The following is a 20,187-nucleotide window of genomic DNA, read 5'->3' on the forward strand; positions in this document are numbered from 1 at the left end:
CCGCGGGCCGACGCCTCGCCGTGGCTTGCGAGGAGGAGTGAGATGCGGCCCGGAGCCGCGGGAGAGCGGCCAGCTCATTCGCAACAGGCCGGCCAGGGGAGAAACTCGCTCAAACCGCCTCGTACGCGTCCCGCATGGCCTGCACGTCGATCTTCTTCATGCCGAGCATGGCCTTGGTCGCGCGGGTGACGGCGGCAGGGTCCCCTTTGAGCAGCTCGTTGGCCTGCACCGGCCAGATCTGCCACGGGATGCCGTACTTGTCGTTGAGCCAACCGCACTCGATCTCTTGACCGCCATCTGCCAGCAGCGCCAGCCACAGGCGGTCGACCTCCTCCTGGCTCTCGCAGTTGACCAGCAGCGACATGGCGTGCGTGTAGTGGTACTCGCCGCCGCCGTTGATCGCGGTGAACTTCTGACCGTTCAGTTCGAAGTCGACGACCATGACGAGCCCGGCCTCGCGCGGCCCCGCCTCGTTGTAGTACTGGATGTCGGTGATCTTGGAGTCCGGGAAGAGCGAACAGTAGAACTCCGCGGCCTCCTCGGCCTGGGTGTCGTACCAGAGGTTCGTGACGATCTTCTGCATGGCCATCTCCTGACGTGGGGTAGGTCCTCGCGTGTGCAGACTTCCCAACCCCGCCGAATTCATCGCACCGCGGGCGGAAAATGTGCGGCTCCGACTGGTCCGGCGCCGGTCGGGGCGGTGATCAGCGTTCGCGGGGGCCGATCGGGAACCCGAGCGCGCCGAAGGTGGCGTTCAGGTTGATCTCGATCTGGCTCAGCAGCGCGTTGACGTCGGCGAGCATGGAGACGATGTTCTCGGTCCGGCAGCCGACCTGTTCCGGCGCGTTCGGCGCCAGCCTGCCCTTCAGCCAGTTGAAGGTGTCGGCCATGCCGAGGGAGGGCAGCGTCAGGTGCTCGCTCAGGTGGTCGCGTTTGTAGAGGACGGAAGCGCCGCCCGCGCAATACCTTTGCGCGAGAGCGTCGTTCGTCCAGACCGGCACCGCTTCGTCGAAGACGCCTTGGTACAGGTGGATCGGCATCGTCGGCGTGTTGCCGCCGAGCACCGTCGCGTCGAAAACCTCGCGAATCTCGGGAAGGGCAAGGTATTCGGCGATCGGAATCGTGAGCAGCCGTTGGTAATCCACGAACATCTGGGTGAGCGCGTTGCGCGGGAGACACTGCGCGTTGGTGCGGTCCATCAGCGCGCGACCCTCCGGCGTGAGGTAGCGGTAGGTGACCTCCTCGAACGCCGGATACGCGTTCGACAGGGAGGCGATGCCGATCCCGATCAAACTCGAGAACATCGAACCGTTGACGTGCAACAACGATTCGACGTCCGAGACCGGCGCGCCCATCGCAGCGCCCTTGACGTTCAGCTCCGGCGCGTAGCTCGGCTGCATCTCGGCCGCCCATCCGGTGGCCATGCCGCCGCCGGAGTAACCCCACAGGGCCACAGGGGTATTCGCGTTCAGACCCATCGGCTCGAAACGTTGCGCCGCCCTGATTCCGTCCAGGGTCATGTATCCCGGCTCCTTGGCGACCGCCAGATGGCCTTGCGGACCCTCGTAGTCCGGGATCGACACCGCCCAGCCCTGGCTGATCAACGCGGCCAGCGCGATGAGCTCGCTGTTGGAATGGATGCCCTCGACGCCGGGCGGTCCCGCACCCTGCCGGAGCATGTACGACGGTGCGCAGGAAGGGCTGGCGCTGTCGTAATAGAACTGGAGGGAGACCAGCGGGCGGGAGCGATTCGGGTCGGCGCCCGCGGGAAGGACGACGGTCGTGACCGCGACCGCGGGCTCGTCGAACAGGTCGGTCGTGCGGTACAGCAACTGCCAGGACCGCACGTTCAGCGGCAGGAGGGTGAGCACCGCCAGCTTCACCTCGCGCGAGCGCAGGATGGTCCCCGGCTCGGTGTTCGCGAAGTCGGCGGGCGGCTCGTAGAACGAATCATCTTGCGGGAGCGGCATTGCTGATGCCGGACCCGCCGCAACTCCGCCCGTCAGCACGGTCGCCGCGACGATCATCGCCGCCACTACGGCGCGCACGAACACTGGGCTTCTTCCGGCCGGATCGCCTTCGATCACTGACACCTCGGTCCCTTCCCTCAGCGGTGCAGCGATTACAGCACGAGTTCCTGTTACCAACAAGGACTCTTTCTGAAACGCGGACCGCTATCGTCGTGACATGACCCGCAGCAAATCCGCCGCGCGGCCCGCCCCGGCTCCGGCCCGGCGCCGGATCCGCGGCCTCGACGCCGAGCAGCGCAGCGCGCAGCGACGCAGTCAACTGCTGGACGCCGCCACCGAACTGTTTGCCGAACAGAGCTTTTCGGGCACCTCGATCGAACAGATCTGCCAGCGCGCCTACGTCGGCACGAAGGGGTTCTACGACCACTTCGACAGCAAGGAGGCGTGCTACATCGCGCTGCTCGAACAGATCACGGCGCAGATCCAGCAACGCGTCGCCGAGGTGGCGGCGGAAGTCGCCGGACGGGACTGGGGACAGCGCGCGGCCGCGGTCATCGGCGCGTTCGTACACGCCATCGCCGACGACCCGCGCCTGGCGAAGGTGACTTTCGGTGAGGCGGGCGGGATTTCGCCGACGGTGGAGAAGCAGCGCCGCGGCAACCGGCGCTGGGCGGCGGCGTTCCTGGAGAGCCAGTGGTCATCGGGTCCCGCACCGGACGAGCGCGCGCAACGCAGGCGACTGGCGTTGGCGCTCGCGACCATCGGCGGGATGTTCGAGCTGGTCGCCGACTGGCTGCACCATCACGACGACGGTGGGGCGCGGGATGATGTGCAGACGCTGATCGATGATCTGGTCGAGTTCGTCGGCGTGGTCTACGCCGGTCGGGAGGTGCTGACGTAAAGACCTGGTGTGCAGGCCTATTCGCGACAGAACAACCGATGATGCCGTGCGCGCCCGGCGGCGCCCCCGACAACCGGCCGCCGGGATTTCGTATGCCTCGCCGCCCTGGTGCACGCGCGTCGGTGCGGAGGCGATTGCGGCCGCCTAGTGGCTGATCCGCTCCGGTGAGGCCATGTGGTGACGGGAGGCCCAGAGGTCGCGATTGTGGGCAGGCCGCTGTCGGGGGAGTGCGTTGAAAAACTTGTCGGCCAGCAGCACCCGATGCGACGTGGCCGATGGCCTCGGTGGCCGCCTCGGCTTGCGGTGGTGGACCGCTCATCTCCTCCGCCAACTCTCAGCGGAGGGGCCGTGGTGGCGGCTGTTCGCCACAGCGGTCCATTCGCGCGCGACAGCCGTGCTCATGCCGCATTACAGCTAGTGCGTCGAGGTGCAGCGTTATTCGCGTAGCAGTTCGCGACCTCACTGGCGTGGGCTCGCGATGTGGCGCCGCCGGTGCGTGCGGTGTTCGCCTCGACTCGTGGTGCGTGCCCTTCCCGAGTGCTCGGCCGACTCTGCGCCTCGGTGCTGGGCGGGCCGAGACCAGCACTGAAACGGCCGGACCGGACGAGTCGTGCGATGGCGGCGATGTCTGCGGCCACGTCACCGGCGGCGAGCATGACGACGCTCGCGGCGTTGCCGACCGGTGACACGTCGTGGCCCACACCTCGCGGTGGACCGTTCCTCGCTTCGGACGACGTCAGCGCAACTGCCGATCGTGCGACGGCGGTTGCGGCCGCGCCACATGCCCCGGGAGATGCCGTAGGCGCCGCGCTATTCGCCCCGCGATGGAGTGCTATTCGCGGACCAAGTCCGCATCCTTGTCGGTGCGCACACGTGGTGTTGCGGCACCTGCGACGTCCGTCATGGCCGGCGGGGTGGGACTGTCCGTCTCCTCGGGGAGACCGAACCGGCGGTGCAGCGCCGCAAGGGGTTTGGGCGCCCACCAGTTAGCGGTGCCCATCACTCGCATCAGTGCGGGCGCCAGCAAAGCGCGGATCACTGTGGCGTCGCTGAGCACCGCGAGTGCGCACCCGATCCCGAACAGCTTCATGGCGGCGACGCCGGAGCTGGCCAGCGCGAGGAAGACGATGCTCATCAACAGGGCTGCGGCGGTGAAGATCCGGCCCGTTCTGGCGACGCCCATGGCGACGGCGTGGGTATTGCCCGCCGCGGTCTTCTCGCCCGCCAGCCACTCCTCCCTGATCCTGGAGAGCAGGAATACCTCGTAGTCCATCGAGGCGCCGAACGCGAGGCTGAACATGAGGATCGGCATCGCGAGGTCGAGCTTGCCGGTCGGCGTGAAGCCGAGCAGCCCGGACAGATGCCCGTCCTGGAAGATCCACACCATCGCGCCGAAGGTCGCGGCAAGCGAAAGAACGTTGAGCAGAAGCGCTTTCACCGGAAGCAGCAGGCTGCCGGTGAACAAGAACAGCAGAACCAATGTGGTGACGGCGATGAGCGCGGCGGCGAGCGGTAGCCGGTCCGCGATCGCCGAGACCGAGTCCTGGTTCAGCGCCGCGGCTCCACCGAACAGCACGTCGCCGGGCGCGGGAATCGCCCTGATCTCGGCGAGCTGCTCCTTGCCCGCCGTGGAATACGGATCGAGCCGCGTGCCGATCGACAGGAAAGCGCCCGCCGGACCGGACATCTCCGGCGACGCTGCGGCCGCACGCAGACCGTTGACGTAGACGCCGTCGCTGGACACCACCGCGGGAACATCGGCCACTTTCGACAGCGCCGCAGCATACGCGCCGATCTCGCCTTGGCCGCCGCGGAAGTCGGGCAGCACGGCGTAGGCGCTCGCCCCGAGGTCGGCGGAGAAGTCGCTGCGCAGCGCGTCGCCGACCTGTCGGCTCGGCGCGGACTGCGTCAGCGCCCGGTCATCCGGGTAGCCGAAATGCGCGTACAGGAAGGGTGATCCGAGCAGCAGCAGCGCGATGGTCGTGATCACCGCGACCGGCGCGGCGCGCTTCATCACGCCGACGACCCACCGATACCACAGGCTGTGTTCCGGAGCCCGCTCCGCATGCTTGGGACGACCGAGCATGCGGCGCAACGGGACCCGTAGGTCCAGCGCGTTCACACGCTCGCCGACCAGCACCAGAATCGCGGGCAGCACGATGACCGCCGCGCCTGCGGCCGCCGCGACAACGGCCATGCCCGCATAGGCGAACGACTTGAAAAAGTACTGCGGAAACACGGCGAGCGCCGCCAGCGAAAGCGCCACCACCAGAGCCGAATACACCACGGTGCGGCCCGCGGTCTGGATCGAGCGCACGACGGCCGCGCCGGAATCCAGGCCGCGCGCCAGCTCCTCCCGGTACCGGCTGACGATGAACAGGCTGTAGTCGATGGCCAGCGCGAGACCGAGCGCGGTCGTCATGTTCAGCGCGTACATCGACACGTCCGTGACCGCCGTCAGCGCCCGCAGAATGCCGAGCGCGGCGGCGATGGCGAACAGGCCGATCACGATCGGCAGCGCGGCGGCGACCACACTGCCGAACACCAGGATCAGCAAGAGCCCGGTCAGCGGCAGCGCGATGGCCTCCGCGACGATCAGGTCCTCGCTGATCTGGGAGTTCATGTCCGCGAAAACGGCGGCCAGCCCGCCCGCGCGGACGGTGACCCCCTCACCGCTGGTCTGCACCGTCTCGCTGATCTTCGCGGCGCGCTCGCTGAGCTCCCCGTCGTCGCCCTCGATACTGGCCACGACGATCCCGCTCAGCCCGTCCTTGCCACGCAACGCCTGCGCCCGGTCGGGCCGCGTCGACCAGTACGACTGAATGCCGCTGACCTCGGGATACGCGCGCAGCTGATCGGTAACCCGCTGCGCGGCGGCCTTCGCCGCAGCACTGTCCACGCCATCCTCGGCCCGGATGAGCAGCACGTAGTTCGGATCCCCACCGGTGAAGTGGTCCGCGATGAACTCACTGGCCCGAACCGACTCCAGGTCTTCGGTGACGAACCCACCGGACTTCATGTGCGCCTGCGCCGTCGACCCGAACAAACCGCACAGCACCATGAGCAGAAGCGCGATGCCGACAACAACGCGAGGGCGCACGACGGCGAACCGTGCGAGGGTGGTCAGCATTGACGCGGGCTCCCGTCCCGATGGAGGTGATCCCCCGAACGGTAAACCGGCAGATCACCCGAACTGAATCGGCTGAGACGGTGATGCTGGCCACGTATGCGCAGGAAAGTGTTCGGCGTCACCACTAGGCAGGTCGCGCTATCTCCGACCGCAGACCAGGTCCGAGTGTCCAAGTGGTGGGACACAAAATCGACGGTAGTCAAATGGTTGCTACTTGATCTTGAAAAGCCACCATATGACTACCGTCGAATCCATTTCTCTATCGACGGTAGTCAAATGGTGGTTGCGCCCTTGACAGGCCAAAGCCCTCCTCAGCTCGACGGGCCAAAGACTCTGAGGATGAACTCCCTAGACGCAACCACAGCCAGATGACCACGCCGGAACCCGAACCCACGCCCACCAACTGCGGGAGGTAAGCCGGGTACGGCACACGACGCGCCCAGCACTGCTCCAAGGAAAACCTGGGTAGGCGAACCCTCCGAGCACCCGCAACATTGGGCGAAAACACTGGTAGCCACACCCCCTTGGGCACCCCCCAACACCGGAAACCGTCACCCCAACGCAACATCCGAACCAAACTGCGCCCGAAGACCCAACGGTAGGCGAGCCCTAGACCCAACGGTAGGCGAGCACTCCTGGGCGCCTGAGAGTCGGAAACCGCCACTCCAACGCAACGCCCGTAACCGAGACCGAAAACTCGACACCGGGCGAAACAGTGCTTGGCCCAACGATTTCAGGGAAACGGCCACCTCAACGCACCCGCCGGAAACCGAGCCAATCCCAAACGATACCCAGTCGGCCACCGATCATCCTCGCGCCCCCGCAGGCAAAACCCGCCCCCGCACCTCCCCCAACCCCACACGCCTTCCACCCACCCCGCGCGCAGACGCGGTAATCACCACCTCATCCCCATCCTCCAAAAACGTCCGCCGCTCCCCGCCAACCTCAACCGGCTCCGCCCCGCCCCAAGACAATTCGATGAACGACCCCCGCTGCCCCGCCTCCGGCCCCGAAATCGTCCCCGACGCGAACAAATCCCCACTCCGAGCAGCCGCCCCATTCGCAGTCATATGCGCCAACATCTGCGCAGGAGACCAGTACATCCGACCATACGGCGGATGCGAGACGACCTGCCCGTTCCAGCACACGGTCAGTTCGATATCCAGACCCCAAGGCTCATCGACCGATAAATAGGGCAGGGGCGGCGGCGTCTGCTCCGGCAGCGGTATCCGCGCCGAATCGAGAGCAGCCAGCGGCGTCACCCAGGCCGACAACGACGTGGCGAACGACTTACCGAGGAACGGCCCGAGCGGCTGGTACTCCCAAGCCTGAATATCCCGCGCCGACCAGTCGTTGACCAGCGCCACACCGAACAGGTGATCCTCGACTTCGGAGATATCGATCGGGGTGCCGAGCGAAGAGCCGACACCGACGACGAACCCGAGTTCGGCCTCGATATCCAATCGCCGGGACGGACCGAAATCCGGTACACCCGAATCTGTTCGGCGCTGTCCCCGCGGACGTACCACCTCGGTGCCCGAAACGACGACGGTCCCGGCCCTACCGTGGTAGCCGACCGGAAGGTGCCGCCAATTCGGCAGCAGCGGTTCGGCATCCGGGCGGAACAACCGCCCGAGATTGGTGGCGTGATCGATGCTCGCGTAGAAGTCCACATAGTCGCCGATGCGAACCGGCAGCGCCAGAGTCACGTCTGCCAGCGAATGCACTGCGTCGGTAGTGATTTCCGACGAGACTAACTCACGAACCCGCTCGCGAACCGCACGCCAACGCGCTGGGCCTTGCGCGAGGAACGCATTGAGATCCGAAGCCGCGAAAACCGAATCATCCAAGGCCGCGGCCAGATCGATGACGAACTCACCGAAGCGCACCCCGACCCGATACTCACCACCGCGCGGCGCGAACACCCCGTACGGCAGGTTGTCCGCGCCGAACAGTGAATCCTCCGGAACCTCGAGCCGCGTCCTCACCGCGGGCCCCGGCCGGACCACGTCCACGCGTAGGCCGGATCCTCGCAGGCCAGCGCGCCCTCGCCGAGTTCGAGCGGGCGGAAGGTGTCGACCATGACGGCCAGTTCGTCGAAGAACTCGATGCCGATGCTGCGCTCGTACGCTCCGGGCTGCGGTCCGTGCGCGTAGCCGCCGGGATGCACCGACACCGAACCCTGACCGATCCCGGAACCCTTGCGCGCCTCGTAATTTCCGCCGCAATAGAACATGATCTCGTCGGAGTCGACATTGGAGTGGTAGTAGGGCACCGGGATGGACAGCGGGTGGTAGTCGACTTTGCGCGGCACGAAGTTGCAGATCACGAAGTTGATCCCCTCGAACGCCTGGTGGACCGGCGGTGGCTGGTGCACGCGCCCGGTGATCGGCTCGAAGTCGGCGATGTTGAACGTGATCGGGTACAGGCACCCGTCCCAGCCCACCACGTCGAACGGATGCGTCGCGTAGACCATCCGCGTCCCGACAACCCGCCCACCCGCGCGATGCTTCACCAGAACCTCGACGTCGGTACCTGATTCGAGCAGCGGTTCGCCCGGCCCGTGCAGATCGCGTTCGCAGTACGGCGAATTCTCCAGCAGCTGACCGAATTTCGAGAGGTACCGCTTCGGCGGAGTGATGTGACTGGAGGCCTCGATCACATACGCGCGCAGCGGACCCGCCCCGGCGGGCAACCAGCGGTGAGTGGTGGCGCGCGGAATCAGGACCTGGTCGCCCTGCCGTGCGGCGAGCCTGCCGAACACGGTCTCGACGGTCGCCTCGCCCGCCTCCACGTACACCAGCTCGTCGCCGATCGCGTTGCGGTACAACGGAGAAGCGCCCTTGGCCGCGACATAGGAGATCCGCACGTCGGCGTTGCCGAGCAGCAGCCGTCTGCCGGTCACCGGATCGGTCTCGGCGGCGGTGTCGCCGGGAAAGAGATCGTGCAGGCGCAGATGCCGATGGCGCAGCGGATGGTTCGGCGTCGTCGTCTGGTCCGGCAGTTCCCAGACCGTGGCGTCGACGATCGCGGGCGGCAGACCGCGGTGATAGAGCAACGAGGAATCGCCGGAAAAGCCTTCCTCGCCCATCAGCTCCTCGTAGTAGAGCCGCCCGAGGTCGTCGCGGTGCTGGGTGTGCCGTTTCGGCGGCACCACGCCGACCTGCCGATAGAACGCCATGCTCGCACCTCCCGCCAGATCGTGGTCGGATCGGTCGATCTCCATCGTAATGATCGGACGACTTCGGCGACCGGGAAAACGCGCCCGTGCGGCGGCAAAACTGGCTATGCATCGCACTACCCGACGACATTTCGTCGGCGGCCGGGTGTGATGGCCGGAGAAATGTCGGGATGGTCGCCGCGGCTCGGCGAGGGCTCCGGACCGCCGTGTGCGGCTGCGGCGATGAGCGTTCGCCTCGCTCGCGTGCGGCCGCGGTGATCTGGACGCTCCCGCCCGTCGACCTTCGCCCCCGAGGGCTCCTCGGCGGCGGCCTTACGCCTGCCGCAACGCCCGATAGACCGCCGCACCCACGAACGCCCCCAGCGTCCGCGGCGTCCAATCGCCCGCATCGGCAAGCAGCGACCGCACCGCCCCCTCGCCCGCCGACACCCACTGCTCCACCAGAATCGGCAGCTTCCGCTCGGCATCCTCGGTGCCCCACGCGCGCAGCGTCGGCCGCAGCAACTCGGTGCAACGCTCGACCGCCAACTTGCGCCCGCGCCCGAACGAATCCGCAACGGCGGGATCGGGATTGCCGTACAGCAGCCGCCACGAGTCCGGCCGAGCGGCGGCGATCTCCAGCAGCGTCTGGAAGCCCTCCACGAAGACCGTCTCGCCCGCGTCGACCGCGCGGCGCGGCGTCGCCTCGAGCAGCCCCTCGATGAGGTGGTTCTCCTCGCGGCGGATCAGTTCCTGGATGAGTTCGACGCGATCGGCGAAGCAGGCGTAGACGACCGGCCGGGTGACGTTCATCCGCTCGGCCACGGCGGCGATGGTGACCGACGCGACGCCGTGTTCGACGGCGATGGCCAGCGCGGTGTCGAGCACCTGCGGGCGGCGGCGTTCCGGTCCGAGGTGCCGCGCCCGCTGACGCGGTCGCACGGCTTGCTCGGTACCCATGGGGACCAACATTACCGCGACCTCCTCCGGTTCTCCCAGGTCGGGCGGCCCTTGCTCAACTTCCTACACTGCTGAACAATAATGCTACATTCGCGAATGAAATGGCCCGGTCGGATGCCGGGCAACGCAATGACGGCCGAGGAGTCTCCGATGCCCGAAACCCTGTTCAACCCGAAGACCTGCGAGTTCGACGAGTTCGACGCCGAGACCCGGCGACTGCTGCGCGCTACGGTCGACTGGTTCGAGACGCGCGGTAAGGCGGCGTTGAAGCGGGACGACCGGGAGCGCGTCTGGTACTCCGATTTCCTCGACTTCGTCAAGCGGGAGCGGATCTTCGCGATCTTCCTCACCCCCGCGGCCGAGGCCAACGGGGATCCGAACAAACGCTGGGACACCGGCCGGATCGCGATGATGAGCAAGGTGCTCGGCTTCTACGGCATGTCCTACTGGTACGTCTGGCAGGTCACCATCCTCGGCCTCGGCCCGATCTGGCAGAGCGACAACAAGGCCGCCAAGCAGCGCGCCGCGGCGCTGCTCGACTCCGGTGAGATCTTCGCGTTCGGGTTGTCGGAGAAGGAGCACGGCGCCGACGTGTACTCCACCGACATGGTGTTGGAGCCCGAGCCCGGCGGCGGTTTCACCGCGACCGGCGGCAAGCACTACATCGGCAACGGCAATCTCGCCGCGATGGTCTCGGTGTTCGGCCGCCGTGCCGACAAGCCGATCATCGACAGCGCCAAAGCGTTGAATGCCAAACCGGCGCAGGACGATTACGAGGGGTATCTGTTCTTCGTCGCCGACAGCAAGCACAAGAACTACAAGCTGCGCCGCAACGTGGTGGACAGCCAGATGTACGTGGCCGCTTTCGATCTCGAGAAGTATCCGGTCGCCGAAGAGGACATCCTGCACCGCGGTGAGGCCGCGTTCCACGCCGCGATGAACACCGTCAACGTGGGCAAGTTCAACCTCGGATTCGGCGCCGTCGGCGCGTGCGAACACGCCTTCTACGAATCGATCACGCACGCGGAGAACCGAATCCTGTTCGGGCACAGAGTGACCGAGTTCCCGCAGGTGCGCTCGCTGCTCACCGACTCCTACGCGCGGGTGATCGGCATGAAGCTCTACAGTGAGCGCGCCATCGACTACCTGCGTTCGGCCTCCGGCGAAGACCGGCGCTACCTGCTGTTCAACGCGATCGAGAAGATGACCGTGACGCGGGAGGGTCAGCGCGTCATCGAGGACCTCGCCGACGTGATCGCCGCCCGCGGCTTCGAGAACGACATGTACTTCCCGATGGCCATGCTCGGTCTGTTCGGGCTGCCGCGCTTGGAAGGCACCGTGCACGTGAACATGGCGCTGTCGCTGAAGTTCTTGGCCAACTACATGTTCCACCCGTCCGACGCCGGGCTCGCCGCGCTGCGCGTGCTGCCGGACGCCGCGCCCAAGGGTGCGGTGCGAGCGGTGTCCGCTGCGCTGAGCTGGTCCAGCCGCAAGCTCGCCCCGCGGGCCGGCGCGGCGGTGCCCAAGCTGCGCGCGGAGCTGGCCGCCGCGCGATACCCCGAGGTGCCGACCCGCCGCGACGCCGCCGACGACGAATTCCTGTTCCGCCAGGGCCCGAGCGCGGGTCTCGGACGCATCCGGTTCGCCGACTGGCGTCCCGTGTTCGAGAAATTCGCGCACGTGCCGAACGTCGCGATCTTCCTGGACCAGGCCATCGCCTTCCAGACGCTGCTCGCCGCGGCCCCACCCACCGCCGACCAGCAGCGCGACGTCGACTTCCTGTTCGCCATCGGCGAGCTGTTCACCGCGATCCCGTACGCCCAGCTCATCCTGGAACAGGCCGCGATCGAGGGCACCGACGCCGCCGTGCTCGACCAGCTCTTCGACGTCTTCGTGCGGGAGTTCGCCAAGAACGCCCTCGCCTTGCACAGCAAGCCGACCGCGACCAAGGCGCAGCAGACCAGGGCACTCGACCTGGTCCGCCGCCCCACGGCCGACGCCACCCGCTTCGACAAAGTGCTCGCCAAGGCCCGCTCCCACGCGGGCGCCTACGAAATGAACCCGTAGCGCCCGGTCAACCCCCCAACCACCATTTGACTACCGTCGATAGTGAAATGGTTTCGACGGTAGTCGAATGGTGGCTTTCGAAGATCAAATAGCAACCATTTGACTACCGTCGATTTCCCCGGCTGCCCAGCGGACGCCGTGCACTCGCCAGGCGCAGCTGGTCGCCCTCGTCAGCGGGACTCGACGGGAATATCGAACTCCGCGACAACCGGCGCGTGATCGCTGGCCCCCTTGCCTTTTCGCTCCTCACGATCGACCCCAGCATCCCTGGTCGCGGCGGCGAGCGCGGGCGAGGCAAGGACGAAATCGATCCGCATCCCCTCTTTACGCGGAAACCGCAGCTGCGTGTAGTCCCAGTACGTGTACACCCCGGGCCCCGGCGCGAAGGGCCGCATCACGTCGGCGAAGCCGGTGTCGACGATGGCGTTGAACGCGTCGCGTTCGGGTTGGGAGGTATGCGTCTTGCCCGTGAAGAACGCTGGCGACCACACGTCGTCGTCGGTCGGCGCGATGTTCCAGTCGCCGACCAGCGCGATCTTGGCCTGCGGGTCCTCGGTCAGCCAGGTCGCGGCGTTGGCGCGCAGCGTCTCCAGCCACTCGAGCTTGTAGGCGTAGTGCGGGTCGGCGAGGGTGCGCCCGTTGGGCACGTACAGGCTCCAGACCCGCACGCCGCCGCAGGTCGCGCCGAGCGCGCGCGATTCGACGACCGGTGTGCTGATGAGGGATTCGCCCGCGTCCTTGTCGAAACCGGGCTGATTGGGGAAGCCGAGTTCGACGTCTTCCAGGCCGATCCTGGACGCGATGGCCACGCCGTTCCACTGGTTGATGCCGAGGTGGGCCACCTCGTAGCCGAGTTCCTCGAAGCGCTCGAACGGGAACTGGTCGTCGCGGCACTTGGTTTCCTGCATGGCGAGCACGTCGATGTCCTGGCGGTCCAGCCAGGCCGCCACCCGGTCGAGCCGGGAGCGGATCGAGTTGACGTTCCAAGTCGCCAGACGCACGAAATGCCTTCCTTCTGCGGTCTTCGTCTATTCTCCGCCGTGCGGAGCGGCGTAGCGATAGCCGTGGTGGTCCAGGAAACCGAGGCCCCGGTAGAGCTCGAGCGCCGCCGTGTTGCCTGCCTCGACCTGGACGTAGGCGTGCGTCGCCCCGCGCTCGTGCCCCCAGCGGATCAGCTCGGCGCACACCAGCGTGGCCAGGCCGTGCCTGCGGTGCTCGGCGGCCACCGCGACGCAGGTGAGCCCGATCCAGCGGCGCCCGTCCGGCGCGGTGGTGCACGCGCCGCGTCCGATGGCGATGGGACTCGGCAGTCCGAGCGAGGCGAAACCCAGCTCGCCATCGCGCACCGCGGTGAGCACCTCGGTCACCGGTTCCGGAACAGGCTGTGCCGCAGGGTCTTCCCCGCGATAGCGGTGCAGCCGCAGCCACGAATCGTCGGGCCGCTGCGCGATCCGGACCATCGGGGGACCCTGCGGCAGTACGAAATTGGTGATGTCGATGCCGAGCACCATGGTTTCGTTCCAGGTGCGCCAGCCGGGCGGCGGCGGTGCGAGCCGGTCGGGCAGCAGCAGTTGCAGCGGCAGCCCGTGCGCGGTGTACCACGCGCCGATGCGGTGCAGGGTGTCGGTGGAGAGTTCGGCCGGTCGTCCCGGTTCGCCGAGCGGCACAGCGGAATTGGCGCGATTGGTGTAGCCGTGCCCGGCGCGCAACAGCCAGCCGTCGAGCCATTCGCTCTCGACACCAGGCCACGCGTCCGCCGCGGCCGCCTCCAGCGCCCGGATCTCCCTGGTGCGAATCGGCCTCGGTCCGATGGCTTTCAGCGCGATCACCCGATCGGGCGTCACCGAGATCATCTGTCCGTCGGCGTCGCGCACCGTCGGCGGATCCAGCGAAATCAGTTCGCCGATCACATCGGTCATCGATTGCGGATACCCGGCGGGCAGCTGGTAGCGCATCACCACCCGGCGGCCGAGCGGAATCCGCGCGGGCGCCGGCTCAGTCGTCATGCCCGAAGGGATCCGGAACGGTGCCCGGCACCCAGCTGAGACCCGGTGCGCCCCAACCATTTCGCTTGATCGCCTTCTTCGCCGCGCGGGCGTTGCGGCCGATCAGCACGTCGACGTAGAGGAATCCGTCGAGGTGGCCGACCTCGTGCTGCAACATGCGGGCGAAGAAGCCGTTGCCCTCGATCGAGACCGGCTCGCCGTGCTCGTCGGTACCGGTGACCCGCGCCCAGTCGGCACGGCCGGTGGGGAACTGTTCCCCGGGCACCGAGAGGCAGCCTTCTTCGTCGTCGTCGGGGTCCGGCATGGTCTCCGGTAGCTCGGAGGTCTCCAGCACGGGGTTGATCACCGCGCCGCGGCGCCGGACGGCCGTGCCGTCGGGACCGAGGTCCGGGCAGTCGTACACGAACAGCCGTAGCGGCACGCCCACCTGGTTGGCGGCCAACCCGACGCCGTTGGCGGCGTCCAGCGTCTCGTACATGTCCGCGATCAGCGGGGCCAGTTCCTCCGGCGAATCGGTGACCGGCTTGGTCGGGTTGTGCAGCACGGGGTCGCCGACGATCACGATGGGGAGGATTGCCATGGAAACGAAGCCTACCGGCCGCTCAGCAGAGGCGAGTGGCCGCCGTCCAGCGCAGGTGGGACGCGCGTACCCGCGCGTAATCAACACGCCGGACCGAAGGCGGATCATCCCCGGGACCCCGTGGTTGAATGATCCGCGACGTACAAGCACCATTTTTCGTCTGGTGGCAACTCGGCGAGGGAGCGAGATGGACGGCGCAGCGGCACGGAATCTTTCCGCGATCCAGGACGACCCTTCCGCGAGCGAAGAGACGACGGCGGGCGCATCGGCCCAGGCCGGCGCGAGCGAAGGCAGCGGCCTCAGCCGCCGCGAACACGAGATTCTGGCCTTCGAACGGCAGTGGTGGAAGTACGCGGGCGCCAAGGAAGAGGCCATCCGCGAACTGTTCGGCATGTCGCCGACCCGGTACTACCAGGTGCTCAATGCCGTGGTGGACCGCCAGGAGGCCCTCGCCGTCGACCCGATGCTGGTGAAGCGGCTGCGCAGGCTGCGCGCGAGCAGGCAGAAGGCCAGAGCCGCACGGCGTCTCGGTTTCCAGGTATGACACGTCTTCGGGTCGTGATGCGGGCATCCCGGCCGGATGTGCGACTAGGGTCGACAGCGTGAGTCAAACCAATCCCACCTCCGGCGGGCCGCCGTTGCGCGCGCTGGCGATGGTTTTGATCGCACTGGCCATCGTGTTCGCGGGTCTCGGTGCGATGTCGTTGTCGAGTTCCGATTCCGACGCCACGAACGCCGAGGAGTCGTCGACCGCGGCCCAGCAGGTCACCTCGGCGGCGCCCGTGACGACGGCCGCGACCACCACGGTGGCGACGACGACGGTGGCGCCGACCACCACGACCACCGCCGCGCCGACGACCACCGCGGGTGCGCCCGCGGCGGGAGTGAACCGGGCCGTCCCGGTCCGCGTTCTGAACAACAGTCTGGTCGCCGGTCTGGCTGCCCGTACCGCCGACGAGTTGACGGCGAGCGGCTGGACGAACGTCTCGCCGGGCAACTACGCGGGCGGCACCATCGCCAAAACGACTGTGTATTACGGGAATACGCCCGGTGAACGGGAAGCGGCGCTGGCGATCGCCGCGGAGATCGGCGCGACCGCCGAGCCCAAGTCGGCGGGCATCGGGGACAACGGTCCGGGTGTGGTCGTCATCTTGACGGGTAACTGAAAAGCGAGCCCGTCGCGCACGGCCCCTTGGCGGCGTGACACGGCGCTCGTGGCATCATCTTGTCCGGTAACGACAGTGTCCACCCAGCTTTACTCGTAAACTCGGTACTCGTAAAGGAGTTCCCCCGATGGCCCCGTCCACAACTCGTCGCCCGTCCTGGCGGACTGTGACCCCGGTGCTTGCGGTCGCGGTCTTCGGCCTCGCTGCCTGCACGAACAGCCAGGAGTCGAGTGACGTCAAGGGAACCACCCCGCCGGTGTGGACCGGAGCCTCCGCCCCGGCCGATGGACACGGGACCGGTACCGAGCACGGCAGCCCGGCCACCGACCCGGGTACGAAGGTCGAGCTGAAGGACGCGTCCGGCAGCTCGGTCGCCACCGCGAACATCGCCAAGGACGGCGAACACCTCGTGATCACCGTCGAGGCGCACGGCCTCAAGCCCGGTTTCCACGGTCTGCACTTCCACCAGGTCGGCAAGTGCGAGGCCAACTCCGTGGCGCCCACGGGCGGCGCGGCAGGCGACTTCCTCTCGGCGGGCGGCCACCTCCAGGTGGGCAACGCCAACGCCCACCCGGCCAGCGGCGACCTCACCTCGCTGCAGGTCCGCTCGGACGGCCAGGGCAAGCTGGTCACCACTACCGACACGGTGACCCTCGACGACCTGAAGAATCGCGCGCTGATCATCCACGCCGATGCCGACAACTTCGGCAACATTCCCAACCGTTACGTCCGTGCCGACGGCGTGGCAGGCCCGGACGACAACACACTGGCGACCGGTGACGCGGGCGGCCGCGTTGCCTGCGGTGTAGTCCAGTAGACAAGGTGCCGACATGGGCGGGGCAATCGAGAACGTTCCATTTCCAGGTTCGCCCCGGCCGACCATCGGCATCGAATGGGAGGTCGCGCTCGTCGACAAGGTGACGCGCGATCTCTCCAACACCGCGGCCGCGGTCTTCGATGCGGTCGGTGACCTGCGGGCCTGGGACGGCACTCCGCAGGTCACCAAGGAGCTGCTGCGCAACACCGTCGAGATCGTCACCGGCGTGCACGACACCGTCGGCGCGGCGGTGGACGATCTGAGCGGCACGATGGACACCGTGCGCCGCGCCGCCGACCCGCTCGGCGTCGACCTGTTCTGCGCGGGCACCCATCCCTTCGCCCAGTGGTCGGCCCAGCAGCTGACCCGTTCGCCGCACTACGACGAGTTGATCGAGCGCACCCAGTGGTGGGGCCGCCAGATGATGATCTGGGGCGTGCACGTCCACGTGGGAGTCTCGCACCGGGAGAAGGTCTTTCCGATCCTGAACGCGTTGTTGTTCACCTACCCGCACCTGCTCGCGCTCTCGGCTTCCTCGCCGATGTGGGCCGGATCCGACACCGGGTACGCGAGCAACCGCACGCTGATGTTCCAGCAGTTGCCCACCGCCGGCCTGCCGTTCCAGTTCGAGAACTGGGCCCAGTTCGAGCGTTTCGTGCACGACCAGATGCAGACCGGCGTCATCGAGCAGCTCGGCGGCATGCACTGGGACATCAGGCCCGCGCCCAAGTGGGGCACCATCGAGGTGCGCATCTGCGACGGCATCTCCACCAGGGCCGAATTGGCCGCCCTTGCGGCGTTCATCCACTGTCTCATCGTGGATCTGGACCGTCGCCTCGACGAGGGCGAGGATCTCGGGACGCTGCCGCCGTGGCACGTCCAGGAGAACAAGTGGCGGGCCGCGCGCTACGGCCTGGATGCGATCGTCATCACAGACTCCGACAACAGCGAGCGGCTGGTCACCGACGACCTCATGGACGTGCTGAACCGGCTCGAGCCGACGGCCAAGCGGCTCGGCTGCTCCGACGAATTGTCCTATGTCGCCGAGATTCCCCAGCGTGGAGCGTCGTATCAGCGCCAGCGCAAGGTGGCCGCGGCGACCCAGGGCGACCTGATCGCGGTGGTGGACGCGCTGGTCCAGGAGCTTTACAAGTAGGCGCCCGGCGGGCGAGCGGTCGTCTGCCGTTCAGCTGGCCAGGGGGACGGCGTTCATCCCCCGTTTACTATGGTCGTCGTGCTTGTCGAAGACCCGGGTTCCAGCGTAGGAAGTGCGGTGCGGCGGTTGAGGATACCGCCCTCCCGGGTCTGGGTGACCGCGGCCGTCGCGGCTGTGCCCGCACTGCTGGTCGTGCTCCAGATCGTCGCGTTCCAGCAGGATTTCGAAGGGCCGCTGGAAAGCCTGTTGCGCGACTACGTCGGAACGCCGAAATCGATGTCGGTGCCGTGGGCCGGGCTGGTCCTCGCGCTGGTCGGTATCACCATGCGGCGCAGGCTCGTCGCGCTCGGTGCTGCGGTGGCCATCGACGTGGTGTGCGCGGGGGCGCGGCTGCTCGCCGGCGATCCGCCCACGGTCGGCAACGGTCCCGTGCTCGTGCTCACGGCGCTCGCCCTGATCGCCTGGCTGCGCTGGAGCGGCGACGAGCGGCGCAACGCGTTGCGCGCCGCCGCGCTCGGCGCGCTGCTGATCCTGGCGACCAAGGTCGGCGACGTCTGGTTGCACATCACGGTGCTGAGCAGTCCCGAGGTGCTCGACGAGTACGTGATGCTGGCCGATCACGCGCTCGGCGACCCGTCCTGGGTGATGGGGCGGGTGATCGACACGCTCGGCCCGGTCGTCTACGCCGTGCTGCACTGGGTCTACATCGAGTTGCCGGTGGCCGCGATCGTGGTCGCGGTGTGGCAGCTGCGCCGGGTGGTCGATTCGGGGCGGTGGCCGAGCCACTACCTGGTGCGGACCTTCCTGGTGCTCGGGCTGGTCGGACCGATCGTCTACGTGTTCTTCCCGGTGGTGGGTCCGATGTTCGCCTTCGGCGCCGACGGCAACGGACTCCAGATCGGCAACTACTGGCCGGGCGTACTCCCGCCGATCGACCGCAGTCCCGAGCCGCTGCCCTTCGACACGGCGACTCCGCGCAACTGCATGCCGTCCATGCACACCGCGTGGGCGTTGTCGGTCTTCCTGCACACCCGCCGCGATATCGACGGGTCGCGCGCGCCGCGCTGGCTGCGCTGGGGCGGCACCTTCTGGCTGCTGGCCACGCTGGCCGCGACGCTCGGCTTCGGCTACCACTACGGCGTCGATCTGGTGGCGGGCGCGGTGCTGTGCCTCACCGTGGAATCCGCGCTGCGCGAGCCGGAACGCGGCTGGGGTTGGTTCCGTATCCGCCTGGTCGCGGGCGGCGCCGCCGTGCTGGTGATCCTGCTGGTCTCCTACCGCTATCTCGCGGCGCCGATGGCGGAGTACGCCGTTCCGGCCGGAACCATCGTGCTCGCGCTGCTGGCGGGCATGGCGGCCGCGTTCCACGCCACGTGGTTCGCGGGACAGCGGGAGCTGGTGGTCGAAGTGCGGGAGACCGAGCCCGCCGATCGCTGAATCCGTCGCGCCGAGTCCGTTGGCGGCTGAATCCGTTGCGCTGAGTCCGCCGACCGCTGCGTCCGTCGTGCGCCGAGCCGAGGCCCGCTGCGTCCCTGGTGCGCCGAGCCGAGGCCCGCTGCGTCCCTGGCGCGCCGAGCCGAGGCCCGCTGCGTCCCTGGCGCGCCGAGCCGAGGCCCGCCGCTTCCGTCGTGCGCCGAGCCGACCGGCGCGCTGAGTCCGATGCACGCGGCGGTGGTGGACCGCTCAGTCGATCTCGTCGCCCAGCTCGTTGACGCGCAGCAGACCGTCGCGGTGCCGCTGTTCGCGGTAGGCGGTGCGGCCGATCAGGTGCGCGATCACTGGCGCGGTGAGCAGCGTGAACAGCCCGACCAGCGCGAGCAGCCAGACATTGCCTTGGCCGCGCAGTTCGATCGCGGCGCCCCCGAGCACCAGCAACAGCCCGATCACCTGCGGTTTGGTGGCGGCGTGCATGCGGGTCAGGGTGTCGGGGAAGCGCACGATGGCGATCGCGGCGGTGCACGCCATCGCCGCGCCGGTGAGGATCAGCGCCGCCGATGCCCACTGCCAGCCCGTCATCGGTCGTCCCTGACGCGGAAGCGGGAGACGGCGGCCGAACCGAGGAACCCGACCAGCGCCAGCGCGACTATGGCGGGCAGCACCGTGGCGTCCCTGTTGTGCGCGGCCCACACGGCGAGCCCCGCCATGGCGATGGCCATCAGCGAATCGATGCCGACGACCCGGTCGAGCGTGTTCGGCCCGGCCAGGATGCGGTAGCTGGTGATGACAGCGGCGGCCGCGAGCAGGAAGCCCGCGAGCACGGCGACGACGGTCATG

18 protein-coding genes are annotated in these 20,187 nt (G+C 67.9%); 7 read left to right on the forward strand and 11 right to left on the reverse strand.

The window, feature by feature from the left end:
* Nucleotides 1–109: 109 nt before the first annotated feature.
* A complete protein-coding gene (locus FB390_RS08190) occupies nt 110–583 on the reverse strand; it encodes a VOC family protein (RefSeq protein ID WP_141808414.1) in 474 nt (157 codons plus the stop codon).
* A gap of 121 nt (nt 584–704) precedes the next feature.
* Nucleotides 705–2,048 (reverse strand): lipase family protein, encoded by a 1,344-nt coding sequence (locus tag FB390_RS08195; protein WP_141808415.1) that lies wholly within the window; start codon nt 2,046–2,048, stop codon nt 705–707.
* Nucleotides 2,049–2,187: 139 nt separating this feature from the next.
* Here FB390_RS08195 and FB390_RS08200 point away from each other — a divergent pair, with 139 nt between their 5' ends.
* Nucleotides 2,188–2,871 (forward strand): TetR/AcrR family transcriptional regulator, encoded by a 684-nt coding sequence (locus FB390_RS08200; RefSeq protein ID WP_141808416.1) that lies wholly within the window; start codon nt 2,188–2,190, stop codon nt 2,869–2,871.
* Nucleotides 2,872–3,703: 832 nt separating this feature from the next.
* Here FB390_RS08200 and FB390_RS08205 read toward each other — a convergent pair.
* From FB390_RS08205 to FB390_RS08215, 4 genes are all read right to left on the reverse strand, one after another.
* Nucleotides 3,704–6,001 (reverse strand): MMPL family transporter, encoded by a 2,298-nt coding sequence (locus FB390_RS08205; protein ID WP_141808417.1) that lies wholly within the window; start codon nt 5,999–6,001, stop codon nt 3,704–3,706.
* 806 nt (nt 6,002–6,807) lie between these two features.
* Entirely contained in the window at nt 6,808–7,989 is a 1,182-nt protein-coding gene (gene fahA, locus FB390_RS34135; RefSeq protein WP_246123915.1) for a fumarylacetoacetase, read from the reverse strand.
* Nucleotides 7,986–9,182 carry a homogentisate 1,2-dioxygenase gene (locus FB390_RS34140; RefSeq protein ID WP_246124261.1) on the reverse strand — a complete coding sequence of 399 codons (1,197 nt, stop codon included), beginning with the start codon at nt 9,180–9,182 and terminating at the stop codon, nt 7,986–7,988. The genes fahA and FB390_RS34140 overlap by 4 nt, the downstream gene beginning before the upstream one ends.
* 312 nt (nt 9,183–9,494) lie before the next feature.
* Nucleotides 9,495–10,121, reverse strand: a complete 627-nt coding sequence (locus tag FB390_RS08215) for a TetR/AcrR family transcriptional regulator (protein WP_141808418.1) — start codon at nt 10,119–10,121, stop codon at nt 9,495–9,497.
* Between the two features lie 150 nt (nt 10,122–10,271).
* On the opposite strand from FB390_RS08215, the gene FB390_RS08220 reads away from it, so the two are divergent.
* Complete coding sequence (locus FB390_RS08220; protein ID WP_141808419.1) at nt 10,272–12,188, forward strand: acyl-CoA dehydrogenase family protein; 1,917 nt, start codon at nt 10,272–10,274, stop codon at nt 12,186–12,188.
* 170 nt (nt 12,189–12,358) lie between these two features.
* Here FB390_RS08220 and FB390_RS08225 read toward each other — a convergent pair whose 3' ends face one another.
* Genes FB390_RS08225 through FB390_RS08235 form a run of 3 tightly spaced genes read right to left on the reverse strand, consistent with a single transcriptional unit; the run spans nt 12,359 to nt 14,774 of the window.
* Nucleotides 12,359–13,189: an exodeoxyribonuclease III gene (locus FB390_RS08225; RefSeq protein ID WP_141808420.1), complete on the reverse strand. Its 831-nt coding sequence runs from the start codon at nt 13,187–13,189 to the stop codon at nt 12,359–12,361.
* Between the two features lie 27 nt (nt 13,190–13,216).
* Nucleotides 13,217–14,194: an N-acetylglutamate synthase, CG3035 family gene (locus FB390_RS08230; RefSeq protein ID WP_141808421.1), complete on the reverse strand. Its 978-nt coding sequence runs from the start codon at nt 14,192–14,194 to the stop codon at nt 13,217–13,219.
* Nucleotides 14,184–14,774 (reverse strand): peptide deformylase, encoded by a 591-nt coding sequence (locus FB390_RS08235; protein WP_141808422.1) that lies wholly within the window; start codon nt 14,772–14,774, stop codon nt 14,184–14,186. Before FB390_RS08235 ends, FB390_RS08230 begins: the two co-directional genes overlap by 11 nt.
* Before the next feature lie 187 nt (nt 14,775–14,961).
* Here FB390_RS08235 and napA point away from each other — a divergent pair, with 187 nt between their 5' ends.
* The 5 genes from napA (at nt 14,962) to FB390_RS08260 (ending at nt 19,350) form a co-directional block, all read left to right on the forward strand.
* Nucleotides 14,962–15,318 (forward strand): nucleoid-associated protein NapA, encoded by a 357-nt coding sequence (napA, locus tag FB390_RS08240; RefSeq protein ID WP_141808423.1) that lies wholly within the window; start codon nt 14,962–14,964, stop codon nt 15,316–15,318.
* 58 nt (nt 15,319–15,376) lie between these two features.
* Nucleotides 15,377–15,940 (forward strand): LytR C-terminal domain-containing protein, encoded by a 564-nt coding sequence (locus FB390_RS08245; RefSeq protein ID WP_141808424.1) that lies wholly within the window; start codon nt 15,377–15,379, stop codon nt 15,938–15,940.
* A 127-nt stretch (nt 15,941–16,067) separates the two neighbouring features.
* Nucleotides 16,068–16,757 carry a superoxide dismutase[Cu-Zn] gene (sodC, locus tag FB390_RS08250; RefSeq protein ID WP_141808425.1) on the forward strand — a complete coding sequence of 230 codons (690 nt, stop codon included), beginning with the start codon at nt 16,068–16,070 and terminating at the stop codon, nt 16,755–16,757.
* Nucleotides 16,758–16,770: 13 nt separating this feature from the next.
* Entirely contained in the window at nt 16,771–17,913 is a 1,143-nt protein-coding gene (locus FB390_RS08255; protein ID WP_141808426.1) for a glutamate--cysteine ligase, read from the forward strand.
* A 132-nt stretch (nt 17,914–18,045) separates the two neighbouring features.
* On the forward strand, nt 18,046–19,350 hold the full coding sequence (locus tag FB390_RS08260) for a phosphatase PAP2 family protein (RefSeq protein ID WP_425465902.1): 1,305 nt from the start codon (nt 18,046–18,048) through the stop codon (nt 19,348–19,350).
* A 246-nt stretch (nt 19,351–19,596) separates the two neighbouring features.
* On the opposite strand, the gene mnhG is transcribed toward FB390_RS08260, so the two are convergent.
* Both mnhG and FB390_RS08270 read right to left on the reverse strand, forming a co-directional pair.
* Nucleotides 19,597–19,929, reverse strand: a complete 333-nt coding sequence (gene mnhG / locus FB390_RS08265) for a monovalent cation/H(+) antiporter subunit G (RefSeq protein ID WP_141808428.1) — start codon at nt 19,927–19,929, stop codon at nt 19,597–19,599.
* Nucleotides 19,926–20,186, reverse strand: coding sequence for a monovalent cation/H+ antiporter complex subunit F (locus FB390_RS08270; protein WP_141808429.1), 261 nt, complete (start codon nt 20,184–20,186; stop codon nt 19,926–19,928). The genes mnhG and FB390_RS08270 overlap by 4 nt, the downstream gene beginning before the upstream one ends.
* Between the last annotated feature and the right edge of the window lies 1 nt (nt 20,187).

The sequence above is a fragment of the Nocardia bhagyanarayanae genome (assembly GCF_006716565.1).
GTDB lineage: Bacteria > Actinomycetota > Actinomycetes > Mycobacteriales > Mycobacteriaceae > Nocardia > Nocardia bhagyanarayanae.